Here is an 18,897-nt window from a genome sequence, read left to right as displayed (position 1 = left end):
ACAATGGAACGACCGGCACGTCGCAGCCCGTATCTTGGGACGGCATCGGCACTAATTGGAGCGATACTGGCCGCAAGTCCAGTCTCTGCCCATGAATTCTGGATCGAGCCCGCCGATTTTTCAATCGAAGCGGGTGCGACCATCGAGGCCGACCTCCGTGTCGGGCAGGATTTCACCGGCGACGCCTTCCCCTACATCCCGTCCCGTTTCGCCGCCTTCGAGCGTCATGACCGGCTTGGCGCGGCGGATGTGGAGGGCGTCACCGGCGACCTGCCGGCACTGAGCTTGCTGCCGCGCACCGAGGGCCTGTCGATCTTCACCTATGTCTCTGCCGGCGAACGCATCCGGTTCCGGCAGTGGGACAAGTTCCAGTTCTATCTGGACTACGAGGGTCTCGACAAGATTGCCGCCGTTCACGACGCCCGCGGGCTTCCGCGTGATGACATCCGTGAAATCTACACGCGCTGCGCCAAGACGCTGGTCGCCGTCGGGGATGCCGAGGCCGACCAGGATCGAGCCATCGGCATGCGGCTCGAACTCGTCGCCGCGGACACCCCCTCAAAGCTCGTTCCCGGAGCCGAGATCAGCTTTACCCTGCTATGGGAGGGAGGGGCGCTGCCGGACACGCAAGTGGCCCTGTTTTACAAGAAGGGAACAGCTGACGAGGCCACGCGAACCCTCACCCGCACCGACGGCAATGGCCGCGCCAGCTTCACCCTGCCCGCTTCCGGCTCCTACATGGCCGCATCCGTGCACATGATAGAAGCCGCGCCCGACCGCAATGCCGACTGGCAGAGTTACTGGGCCTCACTGACATTTGGCGTGGAGTAAGCAAAGGATAGGTGGCTCCGCCTGCAGGTAGGAGTGCCAACCACGACAGACTGATGGTTTGCTTTCGAACTCGGAGGAGTTCGGATGGAGAATGCAGCCTGATCGATGCGACCGCGCGCGCGTGATCTCAAGGCAGATGATGCAGCCGTAAGGGACAGGCTTCAGCTTGTCGCCTTGCACGAAACGAGAGCCGGCCCTGTCAGAATTTAGTGAATACTTCTGGCAAATTGACCTGTTTAAGAATTTTATGGAGAACTTAAATACAAACAGCGTTTGGGTGTTTACTGCAACCGATTCGGCGGGAGCTTCGAATGCGATGCTCGGAAAATCTGTTCGACGTACTTATGCCAATTCTCGCGGATACGAACAACTCCAGCGTTCAGGAAATATTTCACACAATTTTCCTGGAACGAATCTTAAACAACGCGATGACAGTGTACACGATCACAATTGAGACCGGGGCTCAAACAGGCGCACGGGTTCTTTGCGAGACATACAGATCCAATGAATTGCAGGAAAAGAATTCGGCTGAATTTGCATCGGTAGACGCTGCGGTTGTTGAGGCAGGTCGTTTGGCACACAACAAGATGTGCAATGGATTTCACTACAGACTGGCGTCGGCGGATACGCGCTTTCGGGACAAAGCACCCGTTTCGATCAGCTGAACCCGCTCTGAGGCAGCTTTTGATCGAGATCCAAAACCCCTCCAGCTCCGCGCATGGCGCAGGCTGACGGTCCGGCCATCGCAGACCACTATCACCAACACACCGGAATTGCACCGGAGGCGACCGCGCCATGTCGCGACAGGGAAAACCCGCCAGACTTGCATCCGGCGGGTTCGGTTTTTCGCGGGTCCTGGTCGGGACCGGTTCAGGTTTTACTGACCGCCGCCCAGCGTATGGACGAAGACGGCAAGCTGCTTGATCGTCGGTTCGCCGAGGCGGTCCACCCAGGCAGGCATGACACCGTGCTTGGGGTTGCGGATCTGCTGGACGATCTGCGCCTCGGTCGACCCCTTCAGCCAGATGCCGTCGGACAGCCGCGGCGCGCCGAAATCGGCAAGGCCTTCAGCATTGTCGCCATGACAGGCAGCGCAGTTCTCGGCAAAGACCACCTGGCCAGGCTCGACCATGGACGGATCGGCAGGTGTATCGCTCAGGCTGACCACATAGGCCGCCACCTGGTTGATCTGCTCGGCTTCGAGAATGTCTCCGAAGGCCGGCATTTCCGACACGCGGGTGTCCTCGTCGCCATCGTAGCGGATGCCGTGCGCGATGCTCAGGTAGATCTGGTCGATCGTTCCGCCCCAGATCCAGTCGTCGTCATTGAGGTTGGGATAGCCGGGGGACCCGGCAGCACCCGAACCATGGCACTGCGCGCAATTGACCTTGAAGGCGGAAGACCCGCCGGCAATGGCGAACTGCAGCAGTTCGGGATCGGAGGCGATCTCCTCGATCGGAGTCGCTGCGACCTTTTCGAGCAGAACACCCTGCTCGGCCTTGGCGTCGGCCAGGTCCGCGACCACATTGGCGCGGCTTGAATAGCCAAGCATCCCCGGGGTGGCTCCATTGATCAGCGGAATCGCCGGATAGGCGATCATGTATCCGATCGCCCAGACGATGGTGGCATAGAACGTCCACAGCCACCAGCGCGGCAGGGGGTTGTTCAACTCACGGATGCCATCCCATTCATGACCGGTGGTCTCGACGCCGGACACGTCATCAATGTGTTTTTCGGACATGTCTCAGTCCTCCTTGAAGGGAATTTGCGCGGCCCGATCGGCGGCAGCCTTGCCGCCGGGCCGGAACATGAAGAGGACAGCGCCGACAAACACGACAAACAGGAAGACCAGCCCCCAGCTGTCGGCAAATTGGCGCATTGCAGTGTAGGTTTCCATCACGCGTTCTCCTTACCGGTAGCCGGAGGCTTCATCGTAGGTCGAGAAATCGACCAGCGTGCCGAGCATCTGCAGATATGCCACGAGCGCATCCATCTCGGTGAGCAAAGCCGGGTTGCCGTCAAAATCGCCGAGCTTCGCCTTCGGATAGCGTTCCTCGATCCCGGACGTATCCGCATCGGGATCGGCTTGCGCAATCAGGTCGGCTTCCGCATTGGCAATCATGTCTTCGGTGTAAGGCACACCGACGGCAAGGCTGGAGGTGAGATCGGCCGTGACATTGGACACCTTGAGCGGGGTCGTCGCCAGGAACGAGTAGCTCGGCATGATCGATTCGGGCACGACCGAGCGTGGCTCGATCAGATGCGCGACATGCCATTCGTTCGAATAGCGGTCGCCGACGCGGGCGAGGTCAGGCCCCGTCCGCTTCGATCCCCACTGGAACGGATGATCATACATCGATTCCGCCGCAAGGCTGTAATGGCCGTAGCGCTCGACCTCGTCCCGGAAGGGACGGATCATCTGGCTGTGGCAGACATAGCAGCCTTCGCGGATGTAGATGTTGCGGCCGGCAAGTTCCAGCGGTGCGTAGGGACGCATCCCCTCCACTTTCTCGATGGTGTTTTCGAGATAGAAGAGCGGCGCGATCTCGACGATACCGCCGATGGAGACCACCACGAGCGAGCCGACAAGAAGCAGCGTCGCATTTCGCTCGATAATGCCGTGTTTTTCAATGAGTGACATTGTTTGTCTCCTTACTCTGCCGGCTGCATGACAGGTTCGTTGCCCGGGATCGGGGCCTCGTCCCGTTCATAGCCGCGGATGGTCATGAACACGTTCCATCCCATGATGATGCCGCCGGCCAGATACATGATCCCGCCAACTGCGCGCAGCAGGTAGTAGGGGAACATGGCCGCCACGGATTCAGCGAAGGAATACACCAGGAAGCCCTGGTCATTGTATTCGCGCCACATCAGACCCTGCTGGATGCCGGCAACCCACAGAACCGCCGCGTAGACAACGATGCCGAGCGTGGCGAGCCAGAAGTGCCAGTTGACCAGCCGCATCGAGTACAGCCGCGGGCGGTTCCACAGTTTGGGCACCAGGTAGTAGATCGCGCCGAACGAGATCATGCCGACCCAGCCAAGCGCGCCGGAGTGAACGTGACCGATGGTCCATTCGGTGTAGTGGCTGAGTGAGTTGACGGCCTTGATCGACATCATCGGACCTTCGAAGGTCGACATGCCGTAGAAGGCCACCGCGATCACCATCATCCGGATGATCGGATCGGTGCGGATCTTGTCCCATGCGCCCGACAGCGTCATCAGACCGTTGATCATGCCGCCCCAGGAGGGCATCCACAGCATGATCGAGAACACCATCCCGAGCGTCTGCGCCCAGTCAGGCAACGCCGTGTAATGCAGGTGATGCGGACCGGCCCAGATGTACAGGAAGATCAGCGCCCAGAAGTGGATGATCGACAGCCGGTAGGAATAGACCGGACGGTTGGCCTGCTTGGGGATGAAATAGTACATCATGCCCAGGAAGCCCGCGGTGAGGAAGAATCCAACCGCATTGTGGCCGTACCACCATTGCGTCAGTGCATCCTGCACACCGGCAAAGGCCGAATAGCTCTTCACCCCGAGGAATGACACCGGCATGGCCAGATTGTTGACGATATGCAGCATCGCGATGGTGACGATGAAGGCAAGGTAGAACCAGTTGGCCACATAGATATGCGGTTCCTTGCGCTTGATGATGGTGCCGAGGAAGGCGATCAGATAGGCGACCCAGACAACCGTCAGCCACAGGTCGACATACCATTCCGGCTCGGCATATTCGCGGCCCTGGGTGATGCCCAGAAGGTAGCCGGTTGCCGCCATGACGATGAACAGCTGATAGCCCCAGAACACGAACCAGCCCAGATCACCGCCGAAGAGGCGGGCGCGAGAGGTGCGCTGGACGACGTAGAACGACGTTGCGATCAGCGCATTGCCGCCAAAGGCGAAAATCACTGCCGAGGTGTGCAGCGGACGCATCCGACCGAAACTGAACCAAGGCTCAATGTTCAGGTCCGGATAGGCCATCTGCAAGGCGACGACAACGCCGACCAGAAACCCGACGATACCCCAGAAGGTCGTTGCGATGATGCCATAGCGCACCACCTCGTCAAAATATCCTGATTTGTCATCAGCCGATTGGCCAGTGGCCGGTGAGAAAGTGACTCGCCGCAGCAGCAGCACGGTGCTCACCAGCAGGACGAAGAACAGGACCCACATATGGGCCGCGAACAGGTCGTCCTTGGCGAAAGCCACGCCGAGCAACGCCAGGAAGGCGCCTATGCCCACGGCGATTGTTTCGAAAGCGTATTTCATGGTTGGTATCCCCCAGGGGTATCGGAATAAAGCCGGAGAAAACCGCGCTGCCTGCCCCCTTTAGACAAGCTGCGAAACTTCACCGGACTGTCGCACAATTCGCAGACCGCCCGCCGCAGCGCATTGATCCAAGTCAAGGACGCCCGCCGAATCCGACCCTACCTTCCGGTAATGAGGGAGACGGACTGAACAACAAGATCGCTCTTGGACTGGGATGAGAAAGTCATGACAGACATCGCCACAATCAGACTGGCGCATGGCGAAGATCCGATCGCTGCCTTGCGAAAGGCACACAAGGATCAGTTGCTGCTATGCGACCGGCTTGAGGAAATCGCCGACTCCCTTCCGGACGGCATCAACCGTCAGAAATGCATGTATGCCGCCCGCGCCCTCGGCCCGATGATCAAGGGCGTCCACCGCCTGGAAGAAGATGTGGTGTTCCCGCTCATCGCGGCGCAGCATGGCGCCGACGACAAGATCGAGACGACGCTCAACCGGCTGCGCTTCGAGCATTGCGAGGACGAGTGTTTCGCCGAGGAACTGACCGAGGCGCTCAACGCGCTCGGCACCGGCAATCCCGACGTCAACATCGAGGCGATCGGCTACATGCTGCGCGGCTTCTTCGAAGCCATGCGCCGCCACATCGCCTTTGAAAGCGAGATGCTGCTGCCGATCGACAATCCGCTCTCACCCGGACTTGCCCAGGGTCAGGCACCCTGCAGCACCCGGCAATAGCAGCGGAGTGCGGACACCGCGAGCCGAGCGGCCGATCAGGTGATCGGTTAAGCGCCTAAGCCCGCACGTCCAGAACACTGAACCGCTGACGGTAGTCGACAGCGCTCAGCCCGGTCACCGACCGGAACACCCGGCCGAAGGCTGAGACATCCTGATACCCCACCGCCCAGCTCACCGCGCTCACCGTGTCCCGGGTCCGCTCGAGCAGTCCGCGGGCTTTTTCGACCCTGAGCGCCTGAACATAGGCATTCGGGCTTTTTCCCGTCGCGGCCTTGAAGCGGCGCAGAAAGGTCCGCCCGGACAGCCTGCTGCGCTTGCTCAACGCATCGGCACTCAAATCATCCCGCACATGGCCTTCCATCCACAGCTGCAGCGTCAGAATCGTCTCGTCACCATGATTGAGGTTGGGCCGGAAACTGCGATAATTGCGCTGCTCGCGCTTTCCCGGATCAACCAGCAGGTGCCGCGCGGTCGCCGTCAGCACATCAACCCCCTGCCAGCGTTCGACGAAGAACAGCCCGAGATCGACCCAGGCCATCATGCCGCCGGCGGTGACAATATCATTGTCATCGATCAGCAGATGCTCGGGCTGCAGGTCCGCATCCGGGAAGGTCGACCGGACCTCCTCCTCCAGCCCCCAGTGTGTTGTCACCGGGCGCGAGGCGAGCAGTCCGGCATGACCGAGCCAGAAAAGCCCGGCACACACCGACGCCGTCAGCGTCCCTGCCCTGTGCTGTTGCCTTATCCAGGCGTGCAGCTCAACATCCTCCGCGCCCCGGGCACCGCTGCGGTTGGGCGGCAGGATGATCGCATCATAGGGAGCCGCTGTTTGTGTCCATTCATTCGGCCTGATCGTGTGAACATCAACCACGACACCATTGCGCCGCCTGCTGATCAGGTTCGCCGCATCAAGCAGATCGGCAAGCCCGAGCACGGCTGCTTCCTGGACTCCCTGGTAGGCGACAATGGCAAGTGATTTTCCGGGCAATGTCATTGTGGCGAATTCCGCATGATCTTTGTCATATCCGCCAATTTAACCGGACCGCCATCACCTGTAAATCAGATCCACCAAAGCAAGGAGAGCCAAGATGACTGATACCGCCCTGATCCTCGTCGACATTCAGAAAGACTATTTCGATGGCGGCCGCTGGACGCTGAGCAAGATGGACCAGGCCAGCGACAACGCGGCCAAGGTTCTCGCCCATGCCCGCACCACCGGCGACATGATCGTTCACATCCACCACGAGATCCCCTCGGATACCGCGCCCTTCTTCCGTCCCGGCAGCGAAGGCGCCGAAATCCATCCGAAAGTGGCGCCGCAGGCGGGCGAGGACGTGATTCTCAAGCACAAGCCCAACAGCTTTCTCAACACCCGCCTCCACGATACGCTCGGCTCACGCGGCATTTCCAATCTGGTCATTGTCGGCGCCATGAGCCAGATGTGCATCGATGCCACCACCCGCGCCGCAGCCGATCTCGGCTACAAGGTAACCGTTGTTCACGACGCCTGCGCGGCGCGCGATACTGAATTCGGCGGCGTGGCCGTTCCGGCCGCACAGGTTCATGCCGCCTTCATGAGCGGCCTCTCGGGCAGCTATGCGACGGTCGTCGACTGTGCAGGCTATCTCGCCGCCCGGTGAGCGGCTCACTTCCGATTCGGTTCCCGGCACAACCCGTCTCCGGCGCATTTCAACTTGCGCCGGCACTTTGCATGGCCAACGCTGTGGACAAGTGTGGACAACGTGCACAACATTGAAGCTTCGGCGATTCGCTTCTGATTTGGGCTGGCCATGCGCTGACATGGCCAACCAAAATCGCTATTGCAAGCCACCGCCCGCATCAAGTTCAGGACCGCCCAGACAATGAATGACGCAGCCCGCAAGATAGAGCCGATTCCGGCCCGCACGGAAAAAAGCCCGCTGTTTCGTGAGGCTCCGTCCAACATCGAGGCGGAACAGGCGCTTCTGGGCGCTATCCTGGTCAACAACGACGCCTTTTACCGTGTGTCGGACTTCCTCAAGCCCGAACACTTCCAGGAACCGCTGCATCGCAAGATCTACGAGGTCGGCGGCGACATCGTGCGCATGGGCAAGACCGCCAACCCGGTGACCATCAAAACCTTCCTGCCCGCCGACGCCAGGGTCGGCGACATGACCGTGGCACAGTACCTCGCCCGTCTGGCCACCGAAGCCGTGACCATCATCAATGCCGAGGACTACGGTCGCGCCATCTACGACCTGGCGCTTCGCCGCTCGCTGATCTCGATCGGCGAGGACATGGTCAACATCGCCTTCGACGCGCCGCTCGACATGCCGCCCTCGACCCAGATCGAGGACGCCGAACGCCGCCTGTTCGAGCTCGCCGAAACCGGCCGCTACGACGGCGGCTTCCAGTCGTTCAGCGACGCAGTGTCGCTCGCCATCGACATGGCGGGTGCTGCCTACCAGCGTGATGGCGGCCTGTCGGGCATCTCGACCGGCATCTCCTCGCTCGACGCCCGCATGGGCGGCCTGCAGCATTCCGACCTGATCGTGCTGGCCGGGCGTCCGGGCATGGGCAAGACCTCGCTCGCCACCAACATCGCCTTCAATATCGCCCAGGCCTATGAAGGAGAAGTCCAGGCCGACGGCTCGATGAAGGCCAAGAACGGCGGCGTCGTCGGCTTCTACTCGCTTGAAATGTCGTCCGAACAGCTCGCCACCCGTATCATTTCCGAACAGACCGAGATCTCGTCTTCGAAGATCCGCCGCGGCGAGATCTCGGAAGCCGATTTCGAGAAGCTCGTCGGTTGCTCGCAGATGATGCAGAAGATCCCGCTCTACATCGACCAGACCGGTGGTATCTCCATCGCCCAGCTTTCGGCCCGTGCCCGACGACTCAAGCGCCAGCGCGGCCTCGATGTTCTGGTCATCGACTACATCCAGCTGATGACCGGATCGGGCAAATCCTCCGACAACCGCGTGCAGGAAATCACCCAGATCACCACCGGCCTGAAAGCGCTTGGCAAGGAGCTGAACGTTCCGATCATCGCCCTGTCCCAGCTGTCGCGTCAGGTGGAAAACCGCGAGGACAAGCGGCCGCAGCTCTCTGACTTGCGCGAATCGGGCTCGATCGAGCAGGACGCCGACGTCGTGCTGTTCGTTTATCGCGAGGAATATTACACCAAGAACAGCGAGCCGCGCCGGAGCCAGGACGAGGTCGTTGCCGACATCAAGACACCGGAATACCTCGCCTGGGAAGAAAAGATGATGAAGGTCAAGGGCACCGCCGACGTCATCATCGCCAAGCAGCGCCACGGCCCGACCGGCACTGTGCAGCTGGGCTTCCAGGCCGAGTTCACCCGCTTTGCCGACCTGGCCGACAATTCCTACGCCCAGTTCATCCACGACGAATAGGCCAAGGTCTTGGCGTCAATCCCGACCACGCAGGACCATGGTCCCACCTCCCCCGCCACGGTGCGGATGGCTGTGGATCTGGGGGCGCTGGCGGAAAACTGGCGGACCATGCGCAAGCTGTCGGGCAACGCCCGTTGCGGCGCCGCCGTCAAGGCCGACGCCTATGGCACCGGCGCCGGTCATGCAGCGCCAAGACTGGCGCGCGAGGGCTGCCGGGATTTTTTCGTTGCCGATGCCAACGAGGGCGCGCGGCTGCGGCCGCTGCTGCCGGATGCAAAAATTCATGTTCTGAACGGCGTTTTCGAAGGCTCTTTCGCACACACCCTGGCGCACGACCTGATACCGGTGATCAACTCGCCGGAACAGGCCGCCTTCTGGTGCGGCAATGCCGACGGCCGGCCCTATGCGCTGCACATCGACACCGGCATGAACCGCCTCGGGCTGACGCCGGAACAGGCAGTGCGCCATTCCGAAAGCAGCGCTGCCGCCCCCTGCCTGGTGATGAGCCATTTCGCCTGCGCCGACGAACCCGCGCATCCGCTCAATGCCCGCCAGATGCAAATGTTCTCGGGGCTGCGCGACTGCTTTCCGGCAGCGGAAATGAGCCTCGCCAATTCCGCGGGTATCCACCTTGGCCCCGGCGCCCATCACGACCTCACCCGGCCTGGCATCGCGCTTTATGGCGGCGAAGCAGGCACCGGCGCTTTGACACCGATGCGCCCGGTTGTCATGGCGGAAGCACGAATTCTGATGGTGAGGCAGGCAAAGGCCGGTGAGACTGTCAGCTATGGCGCCGCCCATACGCTCGCCCGAGACAGCCGCATCGCGGTCTGTGGCGTGGGCTATGCCGACGGGTTTCACCGCTCGGCGTCCGGGGCCGGCGTGCCGCTCCGTTCCGCCGTCGCCCAGGGCGCATTTGGTGCTTTTGATGGCTCCCGCGTCCCGGTGATCGGCAAGATCACCATGGACCTGACCATGTTCGATGTGACCGATATGCCCGAAGGCGCCGTCAACGCCGGTGACTGGATAGAGCTCATGGGCCCCACCATCACGCTGCAGGACGCAGCGACCGCCGCCGGAACCGTCAGTTACGAACTGCTGACCAGCCTCGGAAGCCGCTACACGCGCAAGCATCGCGACTGACGCACGAGAGAGACGCGGGCAAGCTCCAGTGCCAAGGCCCGGCGAACTGAGATGACATCCGAATTGTTGCGTGAATCGCTCGAATAAATAGAACAAACAGTGGACAAAACACCCGCTTCCTGACAAACCGGCTAAAACAGAGAGGTATCCGACCCTTGGCCAAGACCCGCGTTCAATTCGTCTGCCAGTCCTGCGGCACAGTCCATTCCCGCTGGGCGGGCAAGTGTGACGGCTGCGGCGAATGGAACACCATTGTTGAGGACGACCCGACCGGCGGCATCGGTGGCGGCCCCGGCACGGCAGCCCGCAAGGGCCGGCCGGTGGCGCTCGCCAGCCTGGCCGGCGAGATCGAGGAAGCGCCGCGCATTTCGACCAGGGTGAGCGAACTCGACCGCGTTACCGGCGGCGGTTTTGTCCGCGGATCGGCGGTTCTCGTCGGCGGCGATCCGGGCATCGGCAAGTCGACGCTGCTGATGCAGGCCGCGGCAGCACTGGCACGACAGGGCCACCGCGTGATCTATGTCTCGGGCGAGGAAGCCGTCGCCCAGGTGCGATTGCGGGCCCAACGCCTGGGCGCAGCGGATTCGGGCGTGCTTCTGGCGGCTGAAACCAATGTCGAGGACATCCTGGCCACGCTGGCCGAGGGCAAGCGCCCGGATTTCGTCATCATTGATTCGATCCAGACCCTGTGGAGCGACCTCGCTGGCTCAGCACCCGGCACCGTCACCCAGGTGCGTACCGGCGTGCATGCGATGGTACGCTATGCCAAGCAGACCGGGGCCGCCATGGTGCTGGTCGGCCACGTCACCAAGGACGGGCAGATCGCCGGACCCCGCGTGGTCGAGCACATGGTCGACGCGGTGCTCTATTTCGAAGGCGACCGCGGTCATCACTACCGGATTCTCAGAACCGTGAAGAATCGCTTCGGCGCCACCGACGAGATCGGCGTCTTCGAAATGTCCGACAAGGGCCTGCGCGAGGTCGCCAATCCGTCCGAGCTGTTCCTCGGAGAACGCAATGCCAAGGCCCCGGGGGCCGCGGTGTTTGCCGGCATCGAGGGCACCAGGCCGGTGCTGGTCGAGGTTCAGGCGCTGGTCGCCCCCTCGAGCCTGGGCACCCCGCGCCGTGCGGTGATAGGCTGGGATTCGGCGCGGCTGTCGATGATCCTCGCGGTGCTTGAAGCCCATTGCGGGGTGCGGCTCGGAAGCCACGATGTCTACCTCAACATTGCCGGCGGCTACCGCATTGCAGAACCGGCGGCCGATTTGGCTGTGGCTGCAGCGCTGGTTTCCTCTCTCGCCGGGCTTGCCCTTCCCGCCGATTGCGTCTATTTCGGCGAAGTCAGCCTGTCGGGGGCCATCCGGCCGGTGGCGCAAACAGGTTTGCGGCTGAAGGAGGCCGAAAAACTGGGCTTTGCCAACGCGGTCTTGCCGTCGGGATCAGCCGATCTGCCGTCCAAATCGGGCGCGGGCCTGGCCCAGATGGAAACGCTGGCGGATCTGGTTGCGCGCATTGCCGGATCCAAGGGTGCCCTTCTGGCCGGGAGTGACGGGGACGAAAACTGAATGCAGCCTATCCGGACGCCGATTGGCAGGGATGGGCAGAGCCTGAACGGAACGCGATTTCATGCCTATAACCCTTCTTGACGGCATCCTGCTTGGTATCACCCTGTTTTCGGCGGTGCTTGCCATGGTCCGGGGATTTTCGCGCGAGGTGTTGGCCGTCGCATCCTGGATCGCTGCGGCCGCGGCAGCCTATTTTCTCTACCCGCTGCTCACCCCGCTGGCGCTGAAATACACCGCCTCCGACAAGATCGCCATGATCGGCTCAGCCGCAGTGGTGTTCCTGATCGCGCTGATCGTGGTATCCTACATCACCATGCGGATCGCGGACTTCATCATCGACAGCCGCATCGGCGCGCTCGACCGGACCCTCGGCTTCGTCTTCGGCGCGGCCCGCGGCATCCTGCTGGTCGTCGTGGCCATGCTGTTCTTCAACTGGCTGGTGCCCACGCCGAAGCAGCCGGAGTGGGTGGTCACCGCAAAATCCAAGCCGATGCTGGATTCGCTCGGCGCGAAGCTGGTCAACATGCTGCCCGATGACGCCGATGCAACGATTCTGGAGCGCCTGCGCGGCGGCTCCGGAGAGCCTGGATCCGAGGCAGCACCCGCCACCAGCGGATGACAAATTCCTTCCGGGATCAGTCCGGAGGATCTATATGAAGGGTTCGACGCCGATGACAGACAATGGCTTGAAACCGGACGACAACGAAGCAGATTGCTTTCATGACGAGTGTGGTGTGTTCGGCATTTTCGGCAAGCCCGAAGCTGCCGCCGTGGTCACACTCGGACTGCACGCGCTTCAGCACCGCGGCCAGGAAGCCGCAGGGATTGTCGCTTTTGACGGCAAGCAGTTTTCCGTTGAACGTCATGTCGGCCTGATCGGTGACACCTTCACCAAGCGCTCTGTCATGGACCGTCTGCCCGGCGACCGCGCCATCGGCCACACCCGCTACTCGACCACCGGCGGCGAAGGCCTGCGCAACGTGCAGCCCTTTTTCGCGGAATTTGCCGGCGGCGGTTTCGCCATCGCCCACAATGGCAACATCACCAACGCGCTCACCGTGCAACGCGAATTGCAGCAGCGCGGCTCGATCTTCTCGTCGACCTCGGACACGGAAACCATCCTGCACCTGATCGCCGTCAGCGAGAAAACCCGGATCGTGCCTAAGTTCATCGATGCGCTATCGCGCATCGAGGGCGCCTATTCGCTGGTGGGACTGTCCGAGAAGAAGATGATCGGCGCGCGCGATCCGCTCGGCATCCGGCCGCTGTGCATCGGCGATCTCGACGGCGCCTATATCCTGGCGTCGGAAACCTGCGCGCTCGACATCATCGGCGCCCGCTTCGTCCGCGACGTTCAGCCAGGCGAGGTTGTGGTCATTACCGACAAGGGAATCGAGAGCCACTTTCCCTTCGAGAAGCAGCCGCCGCGGCTGTGCATCTTCGAATATGTCTATTTCGCGCGCCCCGACTCGACCATCGAGAACCGCAATGTCTACGAGGCCCGCAAGAAGATCGGCGAGGAACTGGCAAAGGAATGCCCGGTCGACGCCGACGTGATCATTCCGGTGCCGGATTCGGGAACACCTGCGGCCATCGGCTTTGCCCAGCAGGCCAACCTGCCCTTTGAGCTCGGGATCATCCGCAATCACTATGTCGGCCGCACCTTCATCGCGCCGTCCTCGGAAATCCGCCACATGGGGGTCAAGCTCAAGCTCAATCCCAACAGGAACATGATCGAGGGCAAGCGCGTGGTTCTGGTCGATGATTCCATCGTCCGCGGCACAACCAGCCAGAAGATCGTCAAGCTCGTGCGCGAGGCCGGCGCCCGTGAAGTGCACATGCGCATTGCCTCGCCGCCGACGATGTCTTCGTGTTTTTACGGCGTCGATACACCGGAGAAGTCCAAGCTTCTCGCTTCCAGGATGTCGGTCGAGGCGATGGCGGATTTCATCCGCGTCGACAGTCTAGGCTTCGTGTCGATCGACGGTCTCTACCGTGCCGTGCGCGAGCCCGGCCGCAACGCCGAATGCCCGCAATTCTGTGACGCCTGCTTCACCGGCGATTACCCGACGACGCTCACTGATCAGGAAGATCAGGGCAATGTCCGCAGCCTGTCGCTGCTGGCCAACAACGGATAGTTATTCTCCATGACCTCTCTTGAAGGACGCATCGCGCTTGTCACCGGCGCTTCCCGCGGCATTGGCTACTTCACGGCGCTGGCGCTGGCCAAACAGGGTGCCCATGTCATCGCCGTGGCGCGCACCACCGGCGGGCTGGAAGAGCTCGACGACGCCATTCAGGCCGCGGGCGGCAGCGCCACACTGGTGCCGATGGATCTGACCGACATGCCGGCCGTCGACCGGCTGGGCGGCGCCATCAACGAACGCTGGGGCAAGCTCGACATTCTCGTCGCCAACGCGGGCGTACTGGGCACCATTTCACCGGTTGGCCATGTCGAGGCCAAGGTCTTCGACAAGGTCATGGCCATCAACGTCACCGCCACCTGGCGGGTGATCCGCTCGGTCGAACCGCTGCTTCTGAAGTCCGACGCGGGACGCGCGCTGATCCTGTCCTCTGGCGTGGCCCATTCGGCACGCGCCTTCTGGGGCCCCTACGCAGCCTCCAAGGCGGCCGTGGAAACCCTGGCGCGGGTCTGGGCCGAGGAAGCGGCAAAGACCGCCTTGAAGGTCAACTCGATCGATCCCGGCGCCACCCGCACGGCGATGCGGGCGCAGGCCATGCCGGGCGAAAATCCCGAGACCCTGCCCCACCCCTCCGAAGTTGCCGAAAAGCTGGTCCCGCTCTGCGCGCCCGAATGCACGGAGACGGGTAAGCTGTTCCGTGTCGCGGAGAACCGCTTTTTCGACTACCGGCTGCCCGAATAAAACAAGACCCTCGCGATGCGTTGATCAAACCGGTTTCCTTCGCATGAGATCGGCTCTAGGCTTGCCTGCGGGAGCAACCGCCGGGGTCATGTGAAAAGCCTTCATGGTCCGGCGGGCATGAAGGAGGTCGTGCATGACGGGGTTGCTGGCAACGCTGATTGGTCTGGCTATCGCGGGCGGTTTGTTCGCCGCTCTCATCGTGGCGCGCAAGCGACAATGCGGGTTCGCTCAGGCAATCGCCCTGCTCAAGCTCCGGTCCCTCTTCGACCTTCATCTTCCCGATCGAAAAGAGCCCTCCACACATTCTCGCAGGCCGGTTGTTCACCTCTATTCCCGCCAGTCGGGTCTTGATGCCGCGGTGCTTTGGGCAGCGCTTGACCGCAACTGTCTGCATGTTCTCCACGAAGACGATCAGCGCTCGCTGCTTCTTTTCGGACTTCGGCTTTTCGCCCGCACCGCGCATGCAGGCGACCACTCTGCCATAGAGGCGGCGTTGGCTGAGGGACGCTCGGTCACCCTTGGCTTTCCGCAAAACGCCGAACCAACCCCCGAAACCCTGACCGCCTACAAGCATGCGGCTGGCCTTGCCCGGAAGCATGGTGCGGTCCTGCAGGCGCTGCATGTGCGCGGCTCGAGCTTGTCACCCTGGTCGGTCTGGTCCCGTTTGGAAGCGCCGCGCCACCTTTTGCCTCGGCTGCGGCTGGCGCAGACTGCGCTGCTCGATCTCGACGATCCGCAACCGCCTCAGAACGGCGCCACCGATCCGCGCGACGAAGACCGGGTTCATGACCTGCTGGCCGAAGCCCGGCTTGCCAGCAACGACCTCGACCGCAGTCTGTTTCTGGCATTCCGGGACGCTACCGACCGATATGGCAAGGCGGGGCCAGTGCTCGAGGATGCGCTCGGCGGCAAGCTTTCCTACAAGAAACTTATGATCGGCGCCCGCGTGCTTGGCGCGCGGTTTGTGAAGATGAGCGAACCGGGCGAGGCCATGGGCGTCATGCTGCCCAACGCGAATGCCGCGATCGTCACCTTCCTGGCGCTGCAATCGGCCGGCCGGGTCGCCGCCATGCTCAACTACACGGCCGGCCCGGCAGCCATTGTCTCGGCACTGTCGACAGCAAGAATCCGCACTGTGCTCGCCAGCCGCGCCTTTGTCGAAAAGGCCGGCCTCGAAGCCCCGGTCGCCGCCATCGAAAAGGCCGGCATCACCATCGTCTGGCTAGAGGACATGCGCGAAGACATCTCCTGGCAGGAAAAGACAAGCGCTTTCCTCAGATGGCGCAGCCCGTTGCGCGAGGTCGATGCCGGCGATCCGGCGGTCATCCTGTTCACCTCCGGCTCCGAGGGCACGCCCAAGGGCGTTGTCCTGTCCCATCGCAACATCCACGCCAATGCAGCCCAGGCCGAAGCCCGTATCGACATCTCGGTTCGGGACAAGCTGTTCAACGTGCTGCCGGTGTTCCATTGCTTCGGGCTGACCGGCGGCGCCATCCTGCCGCTGCTCTACGGGGTCCGGCTGTTTCTCTATCCCTCACCGCTGCACTACCGGATCATCCCGGCGGTCGCCCGCGAGGTCAAACCCTCGATCATGTTCGGCACCGACACCTTCCTCGCCGGTTACGCCCGCACCGCCAAGGACACGGATTTCGCCAGTCTGCGGCTGATCGTGGCCGGTGCCGAAGCCGTGCGCGCGGAAACCAGGCGGATCTATAGGGAACGGTTCGGCGCGAGCATCGTCGAGGGCTTCGGCATGACCGAAACCGCGCCGGTCGCGGCCGTCAATTCCGGCAGTCACAACAAGGACGGCACGGTCGGCCGGCTTCTGCCGGCGATGGCGCTCAGGCTGGAACCCGTGGAAGGCATCAACGATGCCGGCCGGCTGTTCGTGTCCGGTCCCAATGTCATGCTGGGCTACATGCTGGCGTCCAATCCCGGCGTGCTGCAACCGCTCGCCGACGGCTGGCACGATTCGGGCGACATTGTTGCCGTTGATGAGGACGGCTACATCGCCATCAGGGGCCGTGCCAAGCGGTTTGCGAAGATCGCCGGCGAAATGATCTCGCTCGGCGCCATCGAACTCATGGTGCAGCAGCTCTGGCCCGAGGACTTCCATGCAGCCGTCGCCGTGGCAGACCGCCGCAAGGGCGAGCGCATCGTTCTCGTCACCACCAGAATGCCTGCACTGCGCGAGGAGTTGCGCGACTACTCCCGCCGCTTCGGCGCCACCGAACTGATGATTCCCAACGAGATTGTCAATGTCCCGCAACTGCCGTTGCTGGGCTCGGGCAAGACCGATTACGTGACCGCCCAGAAGATCGCCGACGAATGGATCAGCACCCATCGCGCCGACAAGGCCGAACGATAGAGACTGCCCAACTTACTTTTCGTCCTGGTTGTCAGTCTTTGCAGGAGCATCGTCCCGGGCTTCGGACTTGCCGTTGGCCGATCGCGACTTGGGCCCGTATTTCCGAGACCATGCACGGGCACCGAACGGCAGGGACGCCAGGTAGGCGAGCGCCGTCAAAGTCAGCGTTTCCCAGGTAAAGCTCATCAGCAGCGAAACATAGACCACCGCAATCAGAATGAACGGCATCACCAGGTCGCGGCGCACCCCGCCGCCAAGGCCCTTGCCCGAGAACACCGGAACGCGGCTGATCAGCAGAAAACCGATGAACATCGTGTAGGCCGAAGCCGCAAAACCCGTGCTCTGGTCTATCGGCATGCCCATGATGCCGAGATAGACCGGTAGCAACACCAGAAGCGCACCGGCCGGCGCCGGAACACCGACAAAATAATAGCTCTGCCAGGCCGATCGCTTCGGGCTTTCCGAGATCACGTTGAACCGGGCCAGCCGCAACCCGGCAGCGATGGCAAAGACAATGGCTGCAATCCAGCCGAACGAGCGCGCCTGATCCAGAATGAACACATACAGCACCAGCGCCGGCGCGACGCCGAAATTGATGATGTCGGCGAGCGAATCCATCTGCGCGCCGAACTTCGACTGCGCCTTGAGAAGCCGCGCCACCCGGCCATCGACGCCATCGAGAAAGGCGGCAACCAGAACCATGGCGACCGCGAGCTGGATGTGGTTTTCAAAGGCGAGCCGGATTCCGGTCATGCCGGCACAAATCGCCAGAACCGTGATCAGGTTCGGAATGAGCATCCGGAACGGAATTTCGCGCAACCGCGGTCCACGCCCCTCATCATGGTCGGTCTCGTCCAGACCGTGAGGGTCATAGGGTGGAAACGGCGTTTGCATGCTTGTCTCCCTTGTTCGCCGAGGCAGCCGCTCAGTCGCGGCGGCTGACCACCGGCCCCTTGCTCGATCCGAATTCCGCGAGCATGGTTTCCCCGGCGATCGCGGACTGTCCGACGCTCACCAGCGGCCGCGCCGCTGCCGGCAGGAACACATCAAGCCGCGAGCCGAAACGGATCAGGCCAAACCGCTCGCCGGCATCAAGCTGTTCGTTTTCCTCGGCCCAGCAGAGAATCCGGCGCGCAACAAGGCCTGCGATCTGCACCACGCCGATGGCGCCATGGCTGGTCTCGATCACCAGGCCACTGCGTTCGTTTTCGCTGCTGGCCTTGTCGAGCTCGGCATTGAGGAACGAGCCCTGCGAATAGACCTTGCGGACCACGCGGCCCTTCACCGGCGCCCGGTTCACATGGCAGTTGAAGACATTCATGAACACCGAGATACGCAGCATCTCGTCGGTCCCCAGACCAAGCTCGGCCGGCGGCACCATCCGCACCACCGAGGAGACGCGGCCATCGGCGGGGCTGATCACCAGATCCTCGTCGAGCGGCGTGACCCGCTCGGGATCACGGAAGAAATAGGCGCACCAGGCAGTCAGCACCATGCCGATCCAGAACAGCGGATCGGCGATCCAGCCCAGGATCAATGACGCGACGAAGAAGATCGCGACAAACTTGTAGCCTTCCCGGTGAACCGGAACCAGCGTGTTGCGAACGCTGTCGATGATACTCATGACGTTTTCCCTGAAATTCCCTTTGGCCGTGACTACAGCAAATTGCCGGAAAGGGGAAACCACTTTCGGGCCTCCCCTT

Annotated in this window: 17 protein-coding genes; 10 read left to right on the top strand and 7 right to left on the bottom strand. The window is 62.2% G+C overall.

From position 1 onward, the window contains the following. The first annotated feature begins 3 nt into the window (after positions 1-3). Positions 4-831, top strand: a complete 828-nt coding sequence (locus GTW23_RS05480) for a DUF4198 domain-containing protein (RefSeq protein WP_252914932.1) — start codon at positions 4-6, stop codon at positions 829-831. An 877-nt stretch (positions 832-1,708) separates the two neighbouring features. Here the strand turns inward: GTW23_RS05480 and ccoP are convergent. The 4 genes from ccoP to ccoN are packed head-to-tail and all read right to left on the bottom strand — an operon-like array spanning position 1,709 to position 5,103. Next, on the bottom strand, positions 1,709-2,572 hold the full coding sequence (gene ccoP, locus GTW23_RS05475; RefSeq protein ID WP_252914930.1) for a cytochrome-c oxidase, cbb3-type subunit III: 864 nt from the start codon (positions 2,570-2,572) through the stop codon (positions 1,709-1,711). A 3-nt stretch (positions 2,573-2,575) separates the two neighbouring features. After that, entirely contained in the window at positions 2,576-2,728 is a 153-nt protein-coding gene (locus GTW23_RS05470; protein WP_152008146.1) for a cbb3-type cytochrome c oxidase subunit 3, read from the bottom strand. 12 nt (positions 2,729-2,740) lie between these two features. Then, positions 2,741-3,472 (bottom strand): cytochrome-c oxidase, cbb3-type subunit II, encoded by a 732-nt coding sequence (ccoO, locus tag GTW23_RS05465; RefSeq protein ID WP_152008145.1) that lies wholly within the window; start codon positions 3,470-3,472, stop codon positions 2,741-2,743. 11 nt (positions 3,473-3,483) lie between these two features. Beyond that, positions 3,484-5,103, bottom strand: coding sequence for a cytochrome-c oxidase, cbb3-type subunit I (gene ccoN, locus GTW23_RS05460; protein WP_152008144.1), 1,620 nt, complete (start codon positions 5,101-5,103; stop codon positions 3,484-3,486). A 225-nt stretch (positions 5,104-5,328) separates the two neighbouring features. On the opposite strand from ccoN, the gene GTW23_RS05455 reads away from it, so the two are divergent. Further along, positions 5,329-5,838, top strand: coding sequence for a hemerythrin domain-containing protein (locus GTW23_RS05455; RefSeq protein ID WP_152008143.1), 510 nt, complete (start codon positions 5,329-5,331; stop codon positions 5,836-5,838). Between the two features lie 55 nt (positions 5,839-5,893). Here GTW23_RS05455 and GTW23_RS05450 read toward each other — a convergent pair whose 3' ends face one another. Next, a complete protein-coding gene (locus GTW23_RS05450) occupies positions 5,894-6,832 on the bottom strand; it encodes a GlxA family transcriptional regulator (protein ID WP_252914929.1) in 939 nt (312 codons plus the stop codon). A gap of 94 nt (positions 6,833-6,926) precedes the next feature. Between GTW23_RS05450 and GTW23_RS05445 the strand changes: the two genes are divergently transcribed. The 8 genes from GTW23_RS05445 (at position 6,927) to GTW23_RS05410 (ending at position 17,194) form a co-directional block, all read left to right on the top strand. Further along, positions 6,927-7,478, top strand: a complete 552-nt coding sequence (locus GTW23_RS05445) for a cysteine hydrolase family protein (protein WP_252914927.1) — start codon at positions 6,927-6,929, stop codon at positions 7,476-7,478. 222 nt (positions 7,479-7,700) lie between these two features. Then, positions 7,701-9,233 (top strand): replicative DNA helicase, encoded by a 1,533-nt coding sequence (locus GTW23_RS05440; protein WP_252914926.1) that lies wholly within the window; start codon positions 7,701-7,703, stop codon positions 9,231-9,233. Between the two features lie 66 nt (positions 9,234-9,299). Continuing rightward, positions 9,300-10,376 carry an alanine racemase gene (alr, locus tag GTW23_RS05435; RefSeq protein ID WP_252915575.1) on the top strand — a complete coding sequence of 359 codons (1,077 nt, stop codon included), beginning with the start codon at positions 9,300-9,302 and terminating at the stop codon, positions 10,374-10,376. A gap of 155 nt (positions 10,377-10,531) precedes the next feature. Beyond that, on the top strand, positions 10,532-11,941 hold the full coding sequence (radA, locus tag GTW23_RS05430) for a DNA repair protein RadA (protein ID WP_252914925.1): 1,410 nt from the start codon (positions 10,532-10,534) through the stop codon (positions 11,939-11,941). A gap of 61 nt (positions 11,942-12,002) precedes the next feature. Further along, entirely contained in the window at positions 12,003-12,560 is a 558-nt protein-coding gene (locus tag GTW23_RS05425) for a CvpA family protein (RefSeq protein WP_252914924.1), read from the top strand. Between the two features lie 34 nt (positions 12,561-12,594). After that, positions 12,595-14,079, top strand: coding sequence for an amidophosphoribosyltransferase (gene purF, locus GTW23_RS05420; protein WP_382264078.1), 1,485 nt, complete (start codon positions 12,595-12,597; stop codon positions 14,077-14,079). A 9-nt stretch (positions 14,080-14,088) separates the two neighbouring features. Further along, complete coding sequence (locus tag GTW23_RS05415; RefSeq protein WP_252914923.1) at positions 14,089-14,826, top strand: SDR family NAD(P)-dependent oxidoreductase; 738 nt, start codon at positions 14,089-14,091, stop codon at positions 14,824-14,826. Between the two features lie 133 nt (positions 14,827-14,959). Further along, the gene (locus GTW23_RS05410) at positions 14,960-17,194 is read left to right on the top strand and encodes an AMP-binding protein (protein WP_252914922.1); all 2,235 of its coding nucleotides are present in this window, start codon (positions 14,960-14,962) and stop codon (positions 17,192-17,194) included. Positions 17,195-17,206: 12 nt separating this feature from the next. Here GTW23_RS05410 and pssA read toward each other — a convergent pair whose 3' ends face one another. Then, positions 17,207-18,088: a CDP-diacylglycerol--serine O-phosphatidyltransferase gene (pssA, locus tag GTW23_RS05405; protein WP_152008134.1), complete on the bottom strand. Its 882-nt coding sequence runs from the start codon at positions 18,086-18,088 to the stop codon at positions 17,207-17,209. 31 nt (positions 18,089-18,119) lie between these two features. Further along, positions 18,120-18,818: a phosphatidylserine decarboxylase gene (locus tag GTW23_RS05400; RefSeq protein ID WP_252914920.1), complete on the bottom strand. Its 699-nt coding sequence runs from the start codon at positions 18,816-18,818 to the stop codon at positions 18,120-18,122. Positions 18,819-18,897: the final 79 nt, after the last annotated feature.

The organism is Parahoeflea alexandrii (genome assembly GCF_024105735.1).
In the GTDB taxonomy this organism is placed as follows: Bacteria; Pseudomonadota; Alphaproteobacteria; order Rhizobiales; family Rhizobiaceae; genus Hoeflea; species Hoeflea alexandrii.
The sequence above is the reverse complement of the archived record's forward strand: the minus strand, read 5'-3'. Positions and strand labels throughout refer to the sequence as shown.

Excerpts from the sequence above, each read along its gene's own strand:
- alr (WP_252915575.1), top strand. The coding sequence starts at position 9,300 with ATGGCTGTGGATCTGGGGGCGCTGGCGGAAAACTGGCGGACCATGCGC.
- purF (WP_382264078.1), top strand. The coding sequence starts at position 12,595 with ATGAAGGGTTCGACGCCGATGACAGACAATGGCTTGAAACCGGACGAC.
- ccoO (WP_152008145.1), bottom strand. The coding sequence starts at position 3,472 with ATGTCACTCATTGAAAAACACGGCATTATCGAGCGAAATGCGACGCTG.
- GTW23_RS05455 (WP_152008143.1), top strand. The coding sequence starts at position 5,329 with ATGACAGACATCGCCACAATCAGACTGGCGCATGGCGAAGATCCGATC.
- pssA (WP_152008134.1), bottom strand. The coding sequence starts at position 18,088 with ATGCAAACGCCGTTTCCACCCTATGACCCTCACGGTCTGGACGAGACC.
- GTW23_RS05470 (WP_152008146.1), bottom strand. The coding sequence starts at position 2,728 with ATGGAAACCTACACTGCAATGCGCCAATTTGCCGACAGCTGGGGGCTG.
- GTW23_RS05440 (WP_252914926.1), top strand. The coding sequence starts at position 7,701 with ATGAATGACGCAGCCCGCAAGATAGAGCCGATTCCGGCCCGCACGGAA.
- ccoN (WP_152008144.1), bottom strand. The coding sequence starts at position 5,103 with ATGAAATACGCTTTCGAAACAATCGCCGTGGGCATAGGCGCCTTCCTG.
- GTW23_RS05480 (WP_252914932.1), top strand. The coding sequence starts at position 4 with ATGGAACGACCGGCACGTCGCAGCCCGTATCTTGGGACGGCATCGGCA.
- ccoP (WP_252914930.1), bottom strand. The coding sequence starts at position 2,572 with ATGTCCGAAAAACACATTGATGACGTGTCCGGCGTCGAGACCACCGGT.
- GTW23_RS05410 (WP_252914922.1), top strand. The coding sequence starts at position 14,960 with ATGACGGGGTTGCTGGCAACGCTGATTGGTCTGGCTATCGCGGGCGGT.
- GTW23_RS05445 (WP_252914927.1), top strand. The coding sequence starts at position 6,927 with ATGACTGATACCGCCCTGATCCTCGTCGACATTCAGAAAGACTATTTC.
- GTW23_RS05425 (WP_252914924.1), top strand. The coding sequence starts at position 12,003 with ATGCCTATAACCCTTCTTGACGGCATCCTGCTTGGTATCACCCTGTTT.
- GTW23_RS05415 (WP_252914923.1), top strand. The coding sequence starts at position 14,089 with ATGACCTCTCTTGAAGGACGCATCGCGCTTGTCACCGGCGCTTCCCGC.
- GTW23_RS05450 (WP_252914929.1), bottom strand. The coding sequence starts at position 6,832 with ATGACATTGCCCGGAAAATCACTTGCCATTGTCGCCTACCAGGGAGTC.
- GTW23_RS05400 (WP_252914920.1), bottom strand. The coding sequence starts at position 18,818 with ATGAGTATCATCGACAGCGTTCGCAACACGCTGGTTCCGGTTCACCGG.